General features: G+C 66.4%; 16 protein-coding genes and 1 tRNA gene. 6 read left to right on the plus strand and 11 right to left on the minus strand.

Translation table 11 applies throughout. The annotated features are described in order from the left end of the window. Nucleotides 1–101 precede the first annotated feature (101 nt). From mltG to ACO2Q5_RS01665, 7 genes are all read right to left on the minus strand, one after another. Nucleotides 102–1,280: an endolytic transglycosylase MltG gene (mltG, locus tag ACO2Q5_RS01635; RefSeq protein ID WP_423287793.1), complete on the minus strand. Its 1,179-nt coding sequence runs from the start codon at nt 1,278–1,280 to the stop codon at nt 102–104. A gap of 2 nt (nt 1,281–1,282) precedes the next feature. Then, a complete protein-coding gene (fabF, locus tag ACO2Q5_RS01640; RefSeq protein ID WP_423287795.1) occupies nt 1,283–2,542 on the minus strand; it encodes a beta-ketoacyl-ACP synthase II in 1,260 nt (419 codons plus the stop codon). Nucleotides 2,543–2,642: 100 nt separating this feature from the next. Continuing rightward, nucleotides 2,643–4,793, minus strand: a complete 2,151-nt coding sequence (locus ACO2Q5_RS01645) for a hypothetical protein (RefSeq protein WP_423287797.1) — start codon at nt 4,791–4,793, stop codon at nt 2,643–2,645. A gap of 192 nt (nt 4,794–4,985) precedes the next feature. After that, nucleotides 4,986–5,219 carry an acyl carrier protein gene (locus ACO2Q5_RS01650; RefSeq protein WP_423287799.1) on the minus strand — a complete coding sequence of 78 codons (234 nt, stop codon included), beginning with the start codon at nt 5,217–5,219 and terminating at the stop codon, nt 4,986–4,988. A 189-nt stretch (nt 5,220–5,408) separates the two neighbouring features. Next, a complete protein-coding gene (gene fabG / locus ACO2Q5_RS01655) occupies nt 5,409–6,146 on the minus strand; it encodes a 3-oxoacyl-[acyl-carrier-protein] reductase (protein ID WP_423287801.1) in 738 nt (245 codons plus the stop codon). Between the two features lie 70 nt (nt 6,147–6,216). Further along, complete coding sequence (fabD, locus tag ACO2Q5_RS01660; protein ID WP_423287803.1) at nt 6,217–7,149, minus strand: ACP S-malonyltransferase; 933 nt, start codon at nt 7,147–7,149, stop codon at nt 6,217–6,219. A 171-nt stretch (nt 7,150–7,320) separates the two neighbouring features. After that, complete coding sequence (locus ACO2Q5_RS01665) at nt 7,321–9,501, minus strand: esterase-like activity of phytase family protein (protein WP_423287805.1); 2,181 nt, start codon at nt 9,499–9,501, stop codon at nt 7,321–7,323. Nucleotides 9,502–9,735: 234 nt separating this feature from the next. On the opposite strand from ACO2Q5_RS01665, the gene ACO2Q5_RS01670 reads away from it, so the two are divergent. Continuing rightward, entirely contained in the window at nt 9,736–10,926 is a 1,191-nt protein-coding gene (locus ACO2Q5_RS01670; RefSeq protein WP_423287807.1) for a cytochrome b/b6 domain-containing protein, read from the plus strand. 75 nt (nt 10,927–11,001) lie between these two features. Here the strand turns inward: ACO2Q5_RS01670 and ACO2Q5_RS01675 are convergent, their stop codons facing one another. After that, nucleotides 11,002–11,577 carry a YceI family protein gene (locus tag ACO2Q5_RS01675; protein WP_423287809.1) on the minus strand — a complete coding sequence of 192 codons (576 nt, stop codon included), beginning with the start codon at nt 11,575–11,577 and terminating at the stop codon, nt 11,002–11,004. Nucleotides 11,578–11,907: 330 nt separating this feature from the next. On the opposite strand from ACO2Q5_RS01675, the gene rpsF reads away from it, so the two are divergent. The 5 genes from rpsF (at nt 11,908) to ACO2Q5_RS01700 (ending at nt 14,915) form a co-directional block, all read left to right on the plus strand. After that, nucleotides 11,908–12,306, plus strand: coding sequence for a 30S ribosomal protein S6 (gene rpsF / locus ACO2Q5_RS01680; protein ID WP_423287810.1), 399 nt, complete (start codon nt 11,908–11,910; stop codon nt 12,304–12,306). A gap of 29 nt (nt 12,307–12,335) precedes the next feature. Next, entirely contained in the window at nt 12,336–12,563 is a 228-nt protein-coding gene (gene rpsR, locus ACO2Q5_RS01685) for a 30S ribosomal protein S18 (protein WP_103256213.1), read from the plus strand. 12 nt (nt 12,564–12,575) lie between these two features. Continuing rightward, nucleotides 12,576–13,145 (plus strand): 50S ribosomal protein L9, encoded by a 570-nt coding sequence (rplI, locus tag ACO2Q5_RS01690; protein ID WP_423287812.1) that lies wholly within the window; start codon nt 12,576–12,578, stop codon nt 13,143–13,145. Nucleotides 13,146–13,277: 132 nt separating this feature from the next. Continuing rightward, nucleotides 13,278–14,207 carry a DMT family transporter gene (locus tag ACO2Q5_RS01695; protein ID WP_423287814.1) on the plus strand — a complete coding sequence of 310 codons (930 nt, stop codon included), beginning with the start codon at nt 13,278–13,280 and terminating at the stop codon, nt 14,205–14,207. A 141-nt stretch (nt 14,208–14,348) separates the two neighbouring features. Beyond that, the gene (locus ACO2Q5_RS01700) at nt 14,349–14,915 is read left to right on the plus strand and encodes a CHAP domain-containing protein (protein ID WP_423287816.1); all 567 of its coding nucleotides are present in this window, start codon (nt 14,349–14,351) and stop codon (nt 14,913–14,915) included. A gap of 46 nt (nt 14,916–14,961) precedes the next feature. On the opposite strand, the gene ACO2Q5_RS01705 is transcribed toward ACO2Q5_RS01700, so the two are convergent. The 3 genes from ACO2Q5_RS01705 to ACO2Q5_RS01715 all read right to left on the minus strand — a co-directional run bounded on the left by ACO2Q5_RS01705 (nt 14,962) and on the right by ACO2Q5_RS01715 (nt 16,899). Continuing rightward, a complete protein-coding gene (locus tag ACO2Q5_RS01705; RefSeq protein WP_423287818.1) occupies nt 14,962–15,363 on the minus strand; it encodes a GFA family protein in 402 nt (133 codons plus the stop codon). A gap of 93 nt (nt 15,364–15,456) precedes the next feature. Beyond that, on the minus strand, nt 15,457–16,791 hold the full coding sequence (tig, locus tag ACO2Q5_RS01710; protein WP_423287820.1) for a trigger factor: 1,335 nt from the start codon (nt 16,789–16,791) through the stop codon (nt 15,457–15,459). Nucleotides 16,792–16,814: 23 nt separating this feature from the next. Then, a tRNA-Leu gene (locus ACO2Q5_RS01715) sits at nt 16,815–16,899 on the minus strand. Nucleotides 16,900–17,055: the final 156 nt, after the last annotated feature.

The following is a 17,055-nucleotide window of genomic DNA, read 5'->3' on the forward strand; positions in this document are numbered from 1 at the left end:
AGCATGCCATAATCTCTACATTGGACCGTCCGCCGGGTCAAGCGGAAAATTCAATCAGTACAATGGGTTAGCCGAACGCTGCGTTAAGGTCTGGTTAAGGATCACTCCCCCTGAACCCCGCCTTCGCCGGCCTGCCCCTGCTGCGCCTCGATCTCGCGCCAGCGTTCCACGTTGCGGTTGTGGTCTTCCAGCGTCACCGCAAAAGCGTGCCCGCCGGTGCCGTCCGCCACGAAGAACAGATAATCCGTCACCTCGGGGTTCAGCGCCGCCTCAATCGACTTGCGCCCCGGATTGGCAATGGGTGTCGGCGGCAAGCCATTGATGACATAGGTATTATAGGGCGTCTCGCGCCGCAGTTCGCTCTGCCGCAGGCCCCGGCCCAAGGTGCCCTCGCCATTGGTGATGCCATAGATCACCGTCGGGTCGGTCTGCAGCCGCATTCCCAGCCGCAGCCGGTTGACGAAGACGCTGGCCACCCGGGGCCGCTCATCCGCAACCCCGGTTTCCTTCTCGATGATCGAGGCCATGATCATCGCCTCTTCCGGCGTATCATAAGGCAGATCAGCCGCCCGCGCGGGCCACAGCTCCGCCAAGATCCGGGCCTGACTGTCGGTCATGCGCGTCAAAACGGCCGCCCGATCGCCCCCCTTGTCCACATCATAGGAATCAGGCGCAAGGCTCCCTTCGGGCGGCACCGCATCAATAGTCCCGCTCAGGAAATCCGCCCGCTTCAGCGCATCGACCACCTGCCAGCTGGTCACGCCTTCGGCCAGGGTCACGCGGAACCGCATGTCCGGCACTTCCAGCGCCTCGGTGTAATCCGCGGGCACCGCATCGGTGCCGGGCACAAACTTCGCCACCTCGACAAAGCGGTTGGTCGCCGGGTCCAGCTCGCGCAGCACCACATCCGCCGTCGCCACCCCGATGCGGAAGTTGATCTCCTGCCCGCAGGTCGATTGCCCGCCCGCCGTCACCGCGCCCAGCACCGCCTCCATCGAGGCGGCGGCCGGGATCAGATAGGAGCCGAACTTCAGATCCGCCGCCTTGCCGGAATATTCCGCGCCGATGCGGAACAGCCGGGCATCGGTGATCGCGCCCCGCTCCTCCAGCGTGCGGCTGACGGCGGACAGTTTCGCCCCCCGCTCCACCTGCACGCAGATCGCATCCGTCAGTGGCCCGGGCTTCACGAACTCATTGCGTCCCCAGGCCACCACCGCGGCCGCCGCGATCAGGAGAACGATGAACAGGGTCAGCGCGTTCGAGGCGACGGCCTTCCACATCGTCAGGACACCTTGCCCAGAATGAGGCTGGCATTGGTGCCGCCAAAGCCAAAGCTGTTGGAAAGCGCCACGTCGATCTTGCGCGCCACAGCGGCATTCGGCGCCAGGTTCAGCTTCGGCGCCACCGCCGGATTGTCCAGATTGATCGTGGGCGGCGCGATCTGGTCGCGGATCGCCAGCACGCAGAAGATCGCCTCCACCGCGCCCGCCGCCCCCAGAAGGTGCCCGATGGATGATTTGGTGGAGGACATCACCGCCTCCGGCGCATGGTCGCCCAACAGCCGCTCCACCGCGCCCAGTTCGATGGTATCGGCCATGGTGCTGGTGCCATGGGCGTTGATGTAATCCAGCTTATCCGGCGTCAGCCCTGCCCGGGCCAAGGCCGCGCTCATCGAGCGGAAGCCGCCGTCACCATCCTCGCTGGGCGCCGTAATGTGATAGGCATCGCCCGACAGGCCATAGCCCAGCACCTCGGCATAGATCTTCGCGCCCCGCGCCACCGCATGATCGTATTCTTCCAGCACGACCACACCCGCGCCCTCGCCCATGACGAAACCGTCGCGGTCGGCGTCATAGGGGCGGCTCGCCTTGGTCGGATCGTCGGCCCGCTTGGTGGACAGCGCCTTGCAGGCGTTGAACCCGGCAATCCCGATCTCGCTGATCGGCGCCTCGGCCCCGCCTGCCACCATCATGTCGGCGTCGCCAAAGGCGATCAGCCGCGCCGCATCGCCAATGGCATGGGCGCCGGTCGAACAGGCCGTCACCACCGCATGGTTCGGCCCCTTGAACCCGAACCGGATGGAAACCTGACCGGAGATCAGGTTGATCAGGCTGCCCGGGATAAAGAAGGGCGACACCCGCTTCGGTCCCTTTTCCTTGATCAGGATGGCGGTTTCCGCAATCGTCGTCAGCCCGCCGATGCCGGAACCGATCATCACCCCGGTGCGCAGCTTTTCGTCCTCGGACAGTTCGGCAATGCCCGCATCGCGCACCGCCTGCGTCGCGGCGGCCATGCCATACAGGATGAAATCGTCCACCTTGCGGCGGTCCTTCGGCTCCATCCAGTCGTCGGGATTGAACGTGCCGTCCGACCCGTCACCAAAGGGGATCTCGCAGGCGTATTGCGTGATCACGTTCGAGGTGTCGAACCGGGTGATCTTGCCCGCGCCGGATTGCCCGGCCAGAAGGCGGCTCCAGGTCTCTTCCACTCCGCAGGCCAGCGGCGTGACCAGTCCCAGACCCGTGATGACAACGCGGCGCATCCTTAGCCCCCTGTTCAGGCAATTGTTTCCGCGGCGGTGATACACGGACCAAGGCCCCGCCGCAACCGAAGCCCCGCCTTCTGGGCGGGTTTGGCCCGCCTCAGGCCGTGCAGCCCTTCAGCCGGAAACGCGAGGAATTGCCAACCCGTTCCAGCCCCGAGGCCGCCCGTTCCAGCGCCTCTGCCACCAGCCGCTCGGCCAGGTCGCGCAGCGCCTTGTCGCCGGTTCCGGCATGGCCCATCGCGCCCAGATACCCGTCGATCAGCCGCGCGGACAAAGCATCCCCGTCGGTGAAATCCAGAATGCAGCCCTGCGCTTCGACGATCAGCGCAAAATAATTGTCGGCCTCGGCATCATCCATGCCTTCCAGAAAGACCTTGGCCTCCCCGACCGAGATGTCGGCCCGCCGGTCCTTGCAGGAGGCAAGGCCATACCAGCCGGTGGCGCTGCTGTAGAAGACCTCGCCCGTGCGCTCCACCTCGGCCGCGGCAAGCCGCACCGCGGCCTCCAGTGCCGCCCGCACCTGCGGGTCCAGCACCAGCGCGCCGGGAATCCCCGCCGCTTCCGCAAAGGCGGGCAGGATGCGGGCCTGAAAGCTGGACTTGTCGTCCAGATCCACCGCGCAGCCATTGGCCTCCAGCGCCGCCACCAGCGCCGCCGCCGCCGCCGTTTCGCTCAGCGCGGCCAGCCGCCCGGCCGCCGCCTCGGGCGTCAGCGCCTGCACCGCCGCCGGCGGGGCCGGTGCCGCCGCGGGCGCCTCCGCCTCTGCCGCAACTTCTGCCTCTGCTGCGGCCTCCACTTCCGGAATATCCGCCGGGACAGGCTCCGCCGCAGGCGGCGCCTCGACCAGCCCCTGACAGACCGCGACTTCCATCGCCAGCCGCCCGAAAACCAGCTTCACCTCGCCCGTGGCGATCATCCCGTCCAGCGCCGCGCGGCCCGCCGGGCCCAGCACCGTCTCCGCCTCGCCCGGCGTCATGGAACAGGCCTTGGCGGCAAAGGCGTCGATCGCCTCTTCCCGCGCGCGGACCGGGTCCGGTTCGGGGGCCGGGCGGCACAGCCCGTCCTCCAGCACCAGCCGCCCCCCCGAAAGCGACACCTCGCCCGCCGCGATCATCGCCCCCATCACCGCCTCGGCCGTGCCGCCCAGACCCGCCTCCAGCGCCGCCGTGTCCAGCGCGCAGCCCTCGGCCTCGCGGAACAGCGCCAGCGCGGCCTCGCGCCCGCCCCCCGCCGCGGCCTCTGCCGCAGGGGTCCCGCAGGCCGCAGCCGTCAGCCGAAGCTCCCCCTCTCCGGCTGCCGCATCCAGATCGCCCGCCGCCCCCGCCATCAACAGCGCCTCGACCAGATCGACCTCATGGCCCAGACCAGCCGCCTCGGCCATCTCGCCCCGCGCCGCGGCCGTTCCGGGCATCGCGCAGCCCGCGCCGCGCAGCGCGCCCACCAGCCGCGCCCGTGGCGAGCCTTCGGCCCCCCATGGAGAAACCTCCGCCCCCGCGGCCCGGCAGATCTCGGACCCCACCATCACCAGTTGCTCGGCCAGGTTGACTTCATAGCCGTGATTGGCGCCGCCCTCCTCACGCAGCGCGGCCAGCACCGCATCGGCATAGACCGATCCCGCCGCCCGCCGCGCCAGATGCCGCTCCACCGTGTCCAGCGTGTAAAGGCAATGCTCCTGGGTGACCGATTTCAGCACGGAAACCTCGGCCGCCACCGCCTCCGCCACCTCGTCACTGCAGGCGGCGGGATTCGCCCCGCCGGTGGCGATGAACTGATCCGCCCCCCGGACCGAGATTTCGCCGCTTCCCGCCAGCTGCGCCAGCGCCAGCGCCGCCTCGGCCGGGGCGATTCCGGCCTCGCGCAGCCAGGGCCACAGCCGGGCGGGTGTCACGGCGCAGCTGTGCAGTTGCACCAGTGTCAGCACCGTCAGCGCCAGTTCGGGCTCACGGGCCGGGCACAGCCCCTTCGTCAGCGCAATGCTGCCGTTGCGGCCGGCGCCAATGTCGCGGTTGCGCAGAAAGGCGATGGCGGCCTCCACCGCCTCTTCGGGATAGCGCTTCAGCGCCTGGCCGATCCGGCCGCGGTCCGCCTTGCAATCCGGCGATTCGAGCAGGACCTGCACCAGACCCAGCACCACCTCGTCGGCCACAGCGGTTTCGCGCGCCTGCACCGCCTGGCCCGGCAACCACAGGCACAGCATCAGGATCAGAGCGGCCAGCCCCCGCCCCATGCGCCCGTTCCGATGAAACATCGCACCTCCCGCCGTCACGATCTCTGGGCCGGCATCTGGCCACAGCTTGCCGGAACAGCCGGGAATGTCATGTAAAATCTTGCGGCGCCCCGCATCCGGTTTTCCGCCGCCCGCCCCGGCCCGGCCACCGCCCGGCCGAATGGAAAAGGGCGCCCCGCCGGGCGCCCTGCAAGACCCGCCGCAGCGGAAATCTCAGGCGGCCTTCGAGATGAAGGACACCGCGTCGCCGAAGGTCTGGATGGTTTCGGCCGCGTCATCGGGGATCTCGATGCCGAATTCCTCTTCGAAGGCCATGACCAGCTCGACCGTGTCCAGCGAGTCGGCGCCCAGATCGTCGATGAACGAGGCGCTCTCGGTCACCTTGTCTTCTTCGACGCCCAGATGCTCGACCACGATCTTCTTCACGCGCTCGGCGATGTCGCTCATGTTCTCGTCCTCTACTCCGTTGCGGGGACTTCCCCCGGCTGGTTCATCCGCCCGGACGATGCCCGGGCCTCTCGCGCCCCGCCGAGGCGGCAGCACCGGGACCTTGCAGAAAAGCCCCGGAATTCTGGCGCGCGCTATAGCAACACGCGCCCCTGATGGCAAACGCTTTCCGGGCCCTTCCGGGTCCGGTCAGACCATTGCCATGCCTCCGTTTACATGCAGCGTGGCCCCGGTGACATAGCCCGCTTCGGCCGAAGCCAGATAAACCACCGCCGCGGCGATTTCCTGCGGCGTTCCCATCCGCCCCGCGGGCACCGCGCCCAGGATTCCGGCGCGCTGCGCCTCGTTCAGCTTGCCCGTCATCGCCGTCTCGATAAAGCCGGGCGCCACGCAGTTCACGGTGATTCCGCGGCTGGCGACTTCGGCGGCCAGCGACTTCGACATCCCCACCATCCCGGCCTTCGATGCAGCATAGTTCACCTGACCCGCATTGCCGGTCTGGCCCACCACCGAAGAGATGTTCACGATCCGGCCCCAGCGCGCCTTCATCATGCCGCGGATCGCCGCCCGGCACAGCCGGAAAGTGGCGGTCAGGTTCACGTCGATCACCGCCTGCCAATCGGCATCGGACATCCGCATGACAAGCCCGTCCTTGGTGATCCCGGCATTGTTCACCAGAATATCGACCGCGCCCATCGCCTCGGCCGCGCGCTTCACCAGCCCCTCGACCTCTTCCGCGACGGACAGGTTGCAGGGCAGCACCTGCACCCGCCCCCCCAGCTCTGCCGCCAGCGCCTCCAGAGGCTCCACCCGGGTGCCCGAAAGCCCGACCGTCGCCCCCGCCGCATGCAGCGCGCGGGCGATCTCGGCCCCGATCCCGCCCGAAGCGCCGGTCACCAGCGCCGTCTTTCCCGTCAGATCGAACATGCCCGACCCCTCTGATTTCATCTGTTCAAAAATATCCCGGGGGTCCGGGGGCTGGCCCCCGGCTCCGCCGTCAGCCCTTCAGCGCGGCAATGTCCTCGGGCGTGCCGACCGCCTTCGTCACGGCCTCCTTGCTGATCCGCTTGATCATGCCCGAGAGCGCCTTGCCCGCGCCCACTTCCCAATAGTCCGTGACGCCCGCGCGTTCCATCCACTGGACCGATTCCCGCCAGCGGACCGATCCGGTGACCTGCGCCACCAGAAGATCGGCGATCTTCGATCCTTCGGTCACCGCCTCGGCGCGGACATTCACCACAACCGGCACCGCCGGATCGCTGATCACCACTGCGGCCAAAGCCTCGGCCATCCGGGCCGCGGCGGGCTGCATCAGCGCGCAATGGAAGGGCGCGCTGACCGGCAGCATCAGCGCGCGCTTGGCGCCGCGGGCCTTGGCGATCTCGACCGCGCGTTCCACCGCGGCCTTGTGGCCGGAGACCACAACCTGCGCCGGATCGTTGTCATTCGCAGCCTGACAGACCTCGTCCCCCGCCGCTTCGGCCGCCACCGCGGTGGCCGTCTCGAAATCCAGCCCCAGAAGGGCTGCCATCGCGCCCACGCCCACCGGCACCGCCTCCTGCATCGCCTGTCCGCGGATCCGCAACAGCCGCGCAGTATCGGCCAGTGTCAGCGCGCCCACGGCACAAAGCGCGGAATATTCCCCCAGACTGTGACCCGCGACGAAATCCGCCGTGCCGACCACCGGAAACCCCTCCGCCTCCAGCGCGCGGACGGCGGCCAGCGAAGTCGCCATCAGCGCGGGCTGCGCATTCTGCGTCAGCGTCAGTTCGGCAATATCGCCCTCCCAGATCAGCGCCGAGAGCTTTTCGCCCAAAGCCTCGTCCACCTCGTCGAAGACGGCCTTCGCGGCCGGATAGGCCGCGGCCAGCGCCCGGCCCATACCGATGGTCTGCGCCCCCTGCCCCGGGAATACGAATGCGCGGGTCATATGTCCTCCTGCGATTTTGTCCGGGATAGCGGGAAGCGCCCCCCGGTGCAACGCCATGCCCGCCGCCCGCGCCCCGCCGGAATGCGAAAAGGGGGCCTTCAGCCCCCTCTTGCCCTCCGGGCAATTCACCCCTGAGGATATTTCGGCCAGTATGAAAGCCGCAGCGCGGGCTTATTCCACCTTGCCGATGGACCAGAACAAGGTCTCGCCCGAGCTGTCATCGACGCCGTCATTGTCGGTGACCACATAGCCGGTGCCGGAGGCGTCGATGGTGAAGCCTTCGACCTTGTCCAGCACATAGCCATTGGTGACCTTCAGGTCGGGAATGAAGTCGCGGACCTCTTCCTTCACCACCACCGGCAGCGTCTCACCCAGCTTGGCCGGGGCCAGATCGGCCATCTTCACACGATACAGCTTCTTCACCGCGGCGCGGTCGGCGATCTGGTTGTCGCGCTCGACGATATACATCCAGTCCCCGGCGATGGTCAGTTCCGACAGGCCCATCCATGCGCCGTCAGTCGGGGTTTCCAGCGGGTAATGCACCGCCGACCATTCCTCTGCCTCTAGGTCATAGGCCAGCAGTTTGACCATGCCCTTCGGATCGTCGCCCCATTCGCGCTGCACTGCCATCCAGAGCGTGTTGCCCGCAACCGAGATGCCTTCCAGACCGAACCGCTTCTGCCCGGACAGCAGTTCGACCGGCAGGCCGATCTCCTGGTCGATCTTGCCATCGGCATCGACATGCAGAACCGCATGCGGCACCAGCTTGGCCGCGTCGCCTTCGTTGGCCAGCCAGAAGCCGCCCTCGCCATCGGCGGCGATGCCTTCCAGATCCAGCTTCTGCGCCGCATCCTTGCCGCGGGTCACCACGGTCGCGCCGGTGATCTTGGCCGGGGTTTGCGTCGCGTCGATCGTGTAGATCGACGGCTGCCCCGACAGGAAGCTGTCGGAAACGGCATAGAGCTTGCCCGCCTCGACCGGATCGGCCGCCAGCCCCGACAGCGCAACCCAGCCCACCAAGGGATCGGTGCCGGCGCTGGTCAGCGTCGGATAGGCCGCCGTGCCCTCGGCGCGTTCAAAGATCATCACATGCGCAGGCGCGCCGCCGTCTTCGCGCAGATCGACCTCATTCGCGGTCACCAGCAGGTTGCGCGACGGGATCGCCACGATGCCTTCGGGCGAGATGCCCGAGGGCAGGATCTGCAGCAGTTCCGGCGCCGCCGGATCATTGATGTTGTAGACCGCCACGACCGAGGCGCGCTCCGAGACGACGAACAGCAGCGTGTCCCCGCCAAACTGTGCGACCTCGACCGACTCGATTTCGACGCCCTTCTTGTTGCGCTTGTCGGGATAGTGACCCAGGGCCGCGATCTCGCGCTCCAGCGAGGCGCCCGACTCATAGACCACCGTGCCGTCCTTGGCCCAGATGGTGAAGCCGCGGCTGCCGCCTTCCCAATCGCCTTCATTGGCGGTGACGAAATGGTCGGTGCCGATCCATTTCACGCCGTCCGGCTCACGCGTGACGCCCTGCATGCTGCCGGTGAAATCCAGCTTGCCGTCCTTCTTGGTGTCGATCCCGTCCAGATCAACGGTGCCCGCGCTGAAATTCGCGCTGATGGCGCCATCAGCACCGACCACAACGATATGGTTGTTTTCCTGCATGGTCAGGACGATCTCACCGGCGGTGTTCACATCCACATATTCCGGCTCCGGATCCTCGGCGCCATAGGCGGCCAGCCCGGTCACGTCGATCTTCTGCAGCGCAGCGCAATCGGCGGCACCCTCGGCCACCGGCAGCTTGACCAGATAGCCCGCGGGCATCTGCGGCAGGGCGCCGTCGTTCACATCCTCGTCGCGCTCATTCTCGATGGCAATGGCCAGGAACGACCCGTCCTTGGCGCGCGCCACCGAATCCGGCTGGCCGCCCAGATCGCATTCCCCCACCACCGCACGGGTGGACAGGTCGATCGTCACCAGCTTGCCCGAGGGATTCGCATAGCTTTCCGAGGTGTTCACCGCGGCATAGGCGAAATTGCCGATGATCTGGGTCGTGGTCGGCTCTCCGCCCACGTCGATATTGCCCAGCGGCTGCGGCGATTTGGGATCGGTGATGTCGATCAGGCCGATCACGCCCAGCGGGCTGTCGGAATAGATCAGCAGCGTGCCGTCTTCGTTCGCGGCAATGATCTCGGCCGAAGAGGCGCGGGACTTGTCCTCGCCTTCGGCCATGTTCAGCGGCGTGGCAAAGCTGGCGATACGGTTAAAGACCGCTTCGGCACTGGCGGGCAGTGCGGCGCCAGCGGCGGCGGAAAGGGCAAGGGCAGAGGTAAGACCCCGGCGGCGGAAGGACATGTCCGGCTCCTGTCGTTGGTTTGCGCCCCCTCTGACCGGCTTTCGCAACAGGGTTATTGCGGCCCCATGACAGAATGGTGACGCTGCACCTGCGAACAGAAGATGTGCGGCGCCCCGGCCAAGGCCCGGCCTGACAGGGGCGCCCCGGACGGGGTAGGATGCTGCAGCCGCATTCCCCGCATTGCCGCCCCGCCTGCCCGCCACGCCTGCCCGCCACGCCTGCAAGGACACATCATGGCCCTTTCCAACAGCTCCGCCCGCTACGGCACCGTTGCCCGCAGCCTGCACTGGCTGACAGCCCTGCTGATTTTCACCGACTTTCCGCTGGGGATGATCGCCAATGCGCTGCCCTTCGACACCTCCGAAGCGCTGGCGCGGAAGGCGCAGCTCTTTTCGGTGCACAAGACGCTGGGCCTTCTGGTGTTCTTCGTGGCACTCGCCCGCATCCTCTGGGCGCTGACGCAGCCGCGCCCGGCGCCCCTGCATCCCGGCCGCAGGCTGGAAACCATCGCCGCCGAACTGGTGCACTGGTCGCTTTATGTGGCGCTGGTGGCCGTGCCGCTGTCGGGCTGGATCCATCATGCCGCGGTCGAGGGCTTTGCCCCCATCCTGTGGCCGTTCGGACAGGATCTGCCCTTTGTCCCGAAATCCGAGGCGGTGGCCGGGATTGCCGGTGCCGCGCATTGGCTTTTCACCAAGCTCCTGCTGGTCTCTGTCGCGCTGCATGTGGCGGGGGCGCTGAAGCATGTGATCTTCGACCGCGATGATACGCTGGCCCGGATGACCCACGGCCGGGTGACGGCGGAACCGGCAGCGGCGGCCCATCCCCGGGTGCCCGCGCTGGCCGCGGTGCTGGTCTGGCTGGCGGCCACAGGCCTTGCCTATGCCGTGGCGCGGCCCGATCCGGCAGAAACCGCTGCGGCGCCCGCCGCCGCCGCCGTCGGAAACTGGCAGGTCGAAAGCGGCAGCCTTGGCTTCTCGGTTCGTCAGATGGGCGCCGCCGTTTCGGGCAGCTTTCCGAACTGGACCGCGGAGATCACCTTCGACGAGGCGCCTGTCGACGGGAAAAACGGCAGCGTGACGGTGACCATCGACACCACCACGATGACGCTGGGCTCGGTCACGGCACAGGCGAAGGAGGCCGAGTTCTTCGATGTCGCCGCGCATCCGACCGCCGTCTTCCGCGCCGACATCCTGCCCGAGGGCACCGGCTATGTCGCGCAGGGCACGCTGTCGCTGCGCGGCACGGAAAAGCCGGTCAGCCTGCCCTTCACCCTGATCCTTGAAGGCGACACCGCAAGGATGACCGGGGAGACCACGCTGGACCGCCGCGATTTCGGCATGGGCGCCAGCTACGGCGACGAAAGCTCGGTCGGGTTCCCGGTCACCGTCACGGTGGAACTGACGGCAAAGCGGGCGCCCTGAGCGCCCTCACCACAGGTGCATAAGAAAAGGGCCGCCGGTCATCCCGGCGGCCCTTTCTGTTCCGGCTGTGCAGGGTCAGCCCGCGACGCCTGCCTCAACGTTGATCGTCAACGGAACCTCGTCGCTGATATAGGGGGTGAAGGCGCCCAGACCGAATTCCGAACGCACCAGCGTGGTCGTCGCGGTGAAGCCCAGCCAGGCCTTCTTTTCCATCGGATGCTCACCCGCCTGATTCAGCACCGTGTCCAGCACCACCGATTTCGTCACGCCGTTCAGCGTCAGGTCGCCGGTGATCTTGGCGGTGTTCTCGCCGGTCACTTCAATGCCGGTCGAGGTGAAGGTGACCGTCTGGTCCTTCGCAGGGTCAAAGAAGTCCGGCGACATGAAATGCTGATAGCGCGCTTCCCAGCCGGTCAGCATGGTGGCAACCGGGAAGGACACGGTGACCGAGGAGGCCGCGGGCGCCTCGGCATCAAAGACGATCTGGCCGTCAAAGCCCGAGAACATGCCGTAGGTGGTGGAATATCCCAGATGGTTCACCTGAAACAGGATCTGGCTGTGGCCCTGATCCAGCACATAGTTGACCGGCTCGGCCAGGGCGGGGGCGGCAACCAGCGCGGCGGCAAAGGCGGCAGACGAAAGACGGATCATCAGGGGTCCTACTCCGGTTTATGATGCAAACGCAGCAAGACTGCCTGATCCGCACCTTGTGCGGCAATCCGCATTTTGCGAACAATTTCCGTGCGCTGCCGAACATCACGCCTGCGCCAGCCGGGCGTGAACCCGGCCCGAATACGCTGCAATGCAGCATAATCACCCGCCCGCCGCCGCGTCAGGACCCGTGCTTGCATCCGTGGCCCGAACCTGTATAAGGCCGCATCCTTTCCGAAGAACCATGAACCGGCGATGCCTCTCGTGGACGGGCCCGGAAAGGCCGTATGGCCCGTTCTTTGAAGCCGCCCCGAAGTCGAAGGACGACACATGCCGCTTTACGAGCATGTCTTCATCGCGCGCCAGGACCTGTCCAACGCGCAGGCCGAAGGTCTAATCGAACATTTCTCCACCGTCCTCGCGGACAACGGCGGCAAGGTCGTTGAACACGAGTACTGGGGCGTCAAGACGATGGCCTACAAGATCAACAAGAACCGCAAGGGCCATTACGCCTTCCTGCGTTCCGATTCCTCGGCCTCGGCCGTGCAGGAAATGGAACGTCTGATGCGCCTGCATGACGACGTGATGCGTGTGCTGACCATCAAGGTCGACAAGCACAACGAAGGCCCGTCGGTGCAAATGCAGAAGCGTGACGAGCGCGAGCGTGGCGACCGTGAAGAGCGTGGCGACCGCGGTGACCGCGGCTTCGAACGCCGCGAGCGTCGTTGATCCAGAGCCTCAGGAAAGGTCAATAAACCATGGCGAACAAACCGTTTTTCCGCCGCCGCAAGGTTTGCCCCTTCTCGGGCGACAATGCTCCGGCGATCGACTACAAGGACACCCGTCTGCTGCAGCGCTACATCTCTGAGCGCGGCAAGATCGTCCCCAGCCGCATCACCGCCGTCTCGGCCAAGAAGCAACGCGAACTGGCCCAGGCCATCAAGCGCGCCCGCTTCCTCGCCCTGCTTCCCTATGCCGTGAAGTAAGGAGCCAGACCCATGCAAGTCATCCTGCTGCAACGCGTGGCCAAGCTTGGCCAGATGGGCGAAGTCGTCAACGTCAAGGACGGCTACGCGCGCAACTTCCTCCTGCCGCAAGGCAAGGCGCTGCGTGCGAACGAAGCCAACATCAAATCCTTCGAGGCCAAGAAGGCTCAGCTTGAAGCTGACAACCTTGAGACCAAGAAGGAAGCCGAAGCCGTGGCCGCCAAGCTGGACGGCCAGACCTTCATCGTGATTCGCTCGGCCTCGGATGCCGGCGCGCTTTACGGTTCGGTCTCGGCCCGGGACGCCGCCGATGCGGCCACCGACGGCGGTTTCACCGTCAAGCGCGATCAGGTCGTGCTGGACAAGCCGATCAAGGATCTGGGCATCCACACCGTGACCGTGGTCCTGCACCCGGAAGTCGCGGCCAAGGTGAACCTGAACGTCGCCCGTTCGGTCGAAGAGGCCGAACTGCAGGCTTCGGGCAAGTCGATCCAGGAACTGGCCGCCGAGGCGGAAGCCCAGGCCGAGTTCGAGATCGCCGAACTCTTCGACGAAGTCGGCGCCGCCGCTTCGGACGAATAATCCCGCCCTTACGGACGGACCGGAACCGCGCCCTTCGGGGCGCGGTTTTTCTTTGCGCACGGCCCCACGGAAGCGGCAGGCCATGTCGGGGCGGGAACAGAATGCCCCCGCGCGCCGCGCCAGCCTGCCGCCATGCGCGCGACCCCCACCCTTGTCGGCATCCTGACCCTGACTGCGGGCATTGCGGTCTTTTCGGTGCAGGACGTGATCCTGAAACAGCTGGCAGACAGCTATCCCCTGTCGCAGGCCATGACCATCCGCAGCCTTGTGGCCCTGCCCCTGATGCTTTGGATCGTGCGCTGGCAGGACGGCGGGCTGCACACCCTCTGGACACCGGGCTGGCGGCGGATGCTGGGGCGCGGCGTTCTGAATGTGCTGGCCTATACCTCCTATTATCTGGGGCTGGCCGTGCTGCCGATGGCCACGACGGTGGCGCTGTATTTCGCGGCACCTCTGTTCATCAGCCTGCTTGCGCCGCTTCTGCTGGGCGAACCCGCGCCGCGGGCCGCGCGCCTCGCAGGGCTCATCGGATTTGCCGGGGTCTTGCTGATCGTCCAGCCCTGGGCGGGGGAAGACGCGGCTCTGGGCATGGCCGCCCTGCTGCCGATCCTGGGCGCCTTCGGCTATGCCCTGTCGATGATCGCCGCCCGCCCGCTGGGCCGGACCGAGACGGCCGCCGCCATGGCCTGCTGGGGGAATATCGGCTTCGTGGCGGCCGCGCTGGCGATGTCCGCGGTCTTTGGCGGCGGAAGCTGGGCCGAGGGAAGTCCGCAGGTCCTGCAATTTCTGGTGCGACCCTGGATCTGGCCCACGCCTGCCGCACTTTTGGGCATGGCGGCCTGCGGCGTCATCGCGGCTGTCGGGCTGACCTTGCTGACACAGGCCTATCGCGTGGCCCCGGGTCCGCTGGTGGCCCCGTTCGAATACAGCTTCATGTTCTGGGCGGTCCTGTTCGGCTGGATGTTCTGGGACGAGCTGCCCGATTTTTGGGCATGGTCCGGCATAGCCCTGATCGTTTTTGCCGGCCTTCTGGTGCTGCGCGCGGCGCCAAAGGCGCCCTGAAGGCATTTTGGCGCCACAAAAGGCGGCAGCGGGCGGCAGAAAACCGCTCACGCATATTTCAACGGTTTGCAACAAAGGGTGATCCGGTCCAGAACCCCCGGGACCGAACACGATCCGAGCCTCAAGAATGAGCTTTCACGCATGACCCGCGGCACCAAGACCCTGATCCGCCTGCCGCTTCTCTGTGCCGCTCTCCTCCTCACCGCCGCCTGTGCCGGCCCGGGGGTTACCTCAAAATCCTCCTCGGACCACGGTGCCGCAGCCACGGGCATCGACCCCAATCGCAAGGCCGCCGCCATCACCGAAGTGAAGGCAAAGCGGTCGCGGGGCGAACGGGTCTGGTGCGTGCCCTTCGCCCGTGATGCCTCCGGCGTCGAAATCCGCGGCAATGCCGGCACCTGGTGGAACTCGGCTGCCGGGATATACGCGCGGGGCGACGATCCGGTTCCCGGCTCGGTGATGGCTTTCGCCTCGACCCGCAAGAATCCGATGGGCCATGTCGCCGTCGTCGCCGAAGTGATCTCGGACCGTGAAATCCGGATCGACCATGCCAACTGGGAACGCAACAAGCTGTCCCTGGGCATGAAGGTGGTCGATGTGTCCGAAAAGGGCGACTGGTCCTCGGTCCGGCTGGAAAGCAGCCCGGGCAATCTGGGCCGCAGCTATCCGATCAACGGTTTCATCTATCCGCAGGCCAGCGCCTCCTGAGGCAACGGCCCGCGCTGCCACAAGGCCGCCCCTCGGGCGGCCTTTGTCATTCGCTGCGGCCGTCCGTCTCCCGGTTGCCGGTATAGTGACGCATCAAGGGAAACTCCGGCAGCCAGCTTTCCCGGCGGACCGTCCACAGTTCATAGCTGGGAACGAACTGATCCGGCGCATCCAGCGCGCCAAGGTTGACCTCGACCTCATCCCCGCTTTCCCCATAGACCGGAGAGCCGCAGACCGGGCAGAAATGCCGCCCGCGAAAATTGCCCGTCGTTCCATCAATCGTAACGGCCCCCGCCGGAAAGATGGCAGAGCCGTGAAACAGCGCGCCGTGATGCTTGCGGCAATCCATGCAGTGGCACAGCCCCACCCGATAGGGCGCCCCCCGCGCCACAAGCCGCACCGCCCCGCACAAGCAGCCTGCTGTCGTCACCTGTTCCGCATCAGCCATGACGCTCTCCCTTCGCGTCCAGCCTCGCACGCGCGCGCATAAAGAAAAAGGCCGCCCGAAGGCGGCCTTTCCGTTCTGTCCCGTGAATGGCGATCAGAGTTCGTCCAGCGCCTCGACGGCCTTCTGCAGGTCGTCCTTGCCGACTTCCTTTTCGGTGACCTTGGCCTGACCGACGATGTGGTCCACGACCTTGTCTTCGAAGATCGGCGCGCGCAGCTGCTGCTGCATTTGCGGGTTCTTCTGCACGAATTCGAAATAGGCGCGTTCCTGACCCGGATACTGACGCGCGGCCGAGATGACGGCCTGGGTCATTTCCGCATCCGACACGGTCACTTCGGCCTTGCGGCCGATTTCGGCCAGCAAGAGGCCCAGACGGACCCGGCGCTCGGCCAGCGACTTGTGCTCGTCCGTGGCTTCGATGTGGCCATGGTTGTGGCCATGGTCATCGGGGTTTTCTTCGTGCCACAGCTGGTGGGCGATCTGGCTGGCTTCCGCCTCGACCAGCTTCGACGGCAGCTCGAACTTCACCATCGCATCCAGCTGGTCCAGCAGCGCGCGCTTCAGCACGGCCCGGGCAGCGCCGGTATATTCGGCTTCCAGACGGCCCGCGACCTGGGTCTTCAGCGCGGTCAGATCCTCGGCACCGAACTTCTTCGCCAGCTCGTCGTCGATCTCGGCGGCCTTCGGCTCCTTCACCGCTTTCACGGTGCAGGCGAAGACGGCATCCTTGCCGGCCAGATGGGCAGCGCCATAGGACTCGGGGAACTGAACCTTGACCTCAACCTCGTCACCGACCTTGGCGCCGATCAGCTGATCTTCAAAGCCCGGGATGAAGGAACCGGAGCCCAGCACCAGCGGGTAATCCTCGGCGGTGCCGCCTTCGAACAGCTCGCCGTCGACCGAACCCTTGAAGTCGATGGTGATCTGGTCACCCGACTTGGCCTTCGAGCCCTTCTTGCGGTCGTCGAAGGATTTGGCGTTCTCGGCCAGATTCTTCAGCGCCTCGTCCACGGCGGCATCGTCGGCCTTCACCACCAGCTTGTCCAGCGTGACAGCGCCCGCGTCGATCTCCGGAATCTCCGGCAGGGCTTCATAGGCCATCTCGACCACGACATCCTGACCTTCGGCCCAGGTTTCGCCGCCGACCATCTTCACTTCGGGCTGCAGCGCCGGACGGTCGCCGGTCGCCTCGAAATGGCTTTTCATGGCGCCGTCGATGGCATCCTGCATGGCATCGCCCATCAGGCGCTGGCCGAACTGCTTCTTGAGGATCGCCAGCGGCACCTTGCCCTTGCGGAAGCCCTTGATTTCGATGTCGGGCTGCGCCTCGACCAGCTTTTCCTGGACTTTCGCTTCCAGCTCGGCCGCGGTCACCGTGATGGTGTAGCCGCGCTTCAGGCCGTCTTTCAGCGTCTCGGTGACCTGCATCTCTGTCCTTCCCAATCCTCAAATGGTGCGGGTGAAGGGACTTGAACCCCCACGCCGTAAGGCGCCGGAACCTAAATCCGGTGCGTCTGCCAATTCCGCCACACCCGCAACTGTGCGTCTCCTGCACCACAACAGGAATCCTCCCCTTGCCGCATGGGCGAAGGCAGGTCCCCGGAACGGTGCCGGAATTGGGCGCCCTTCTAACAAAGGCGCATCAGGGATGCGAGAGGAAAAGTGGACGGTGATTGTTCCCGCTTTGACCCG

Source organism: Neotabrizicola sp. VNH66, assembly GCF_049445895.1.
Lineage (GTDB): Bacteria > Pseudomonadota > Alphaproteobacteria > Rhodobacterales > Rhodobacteraceae > Pseudogemmobacter.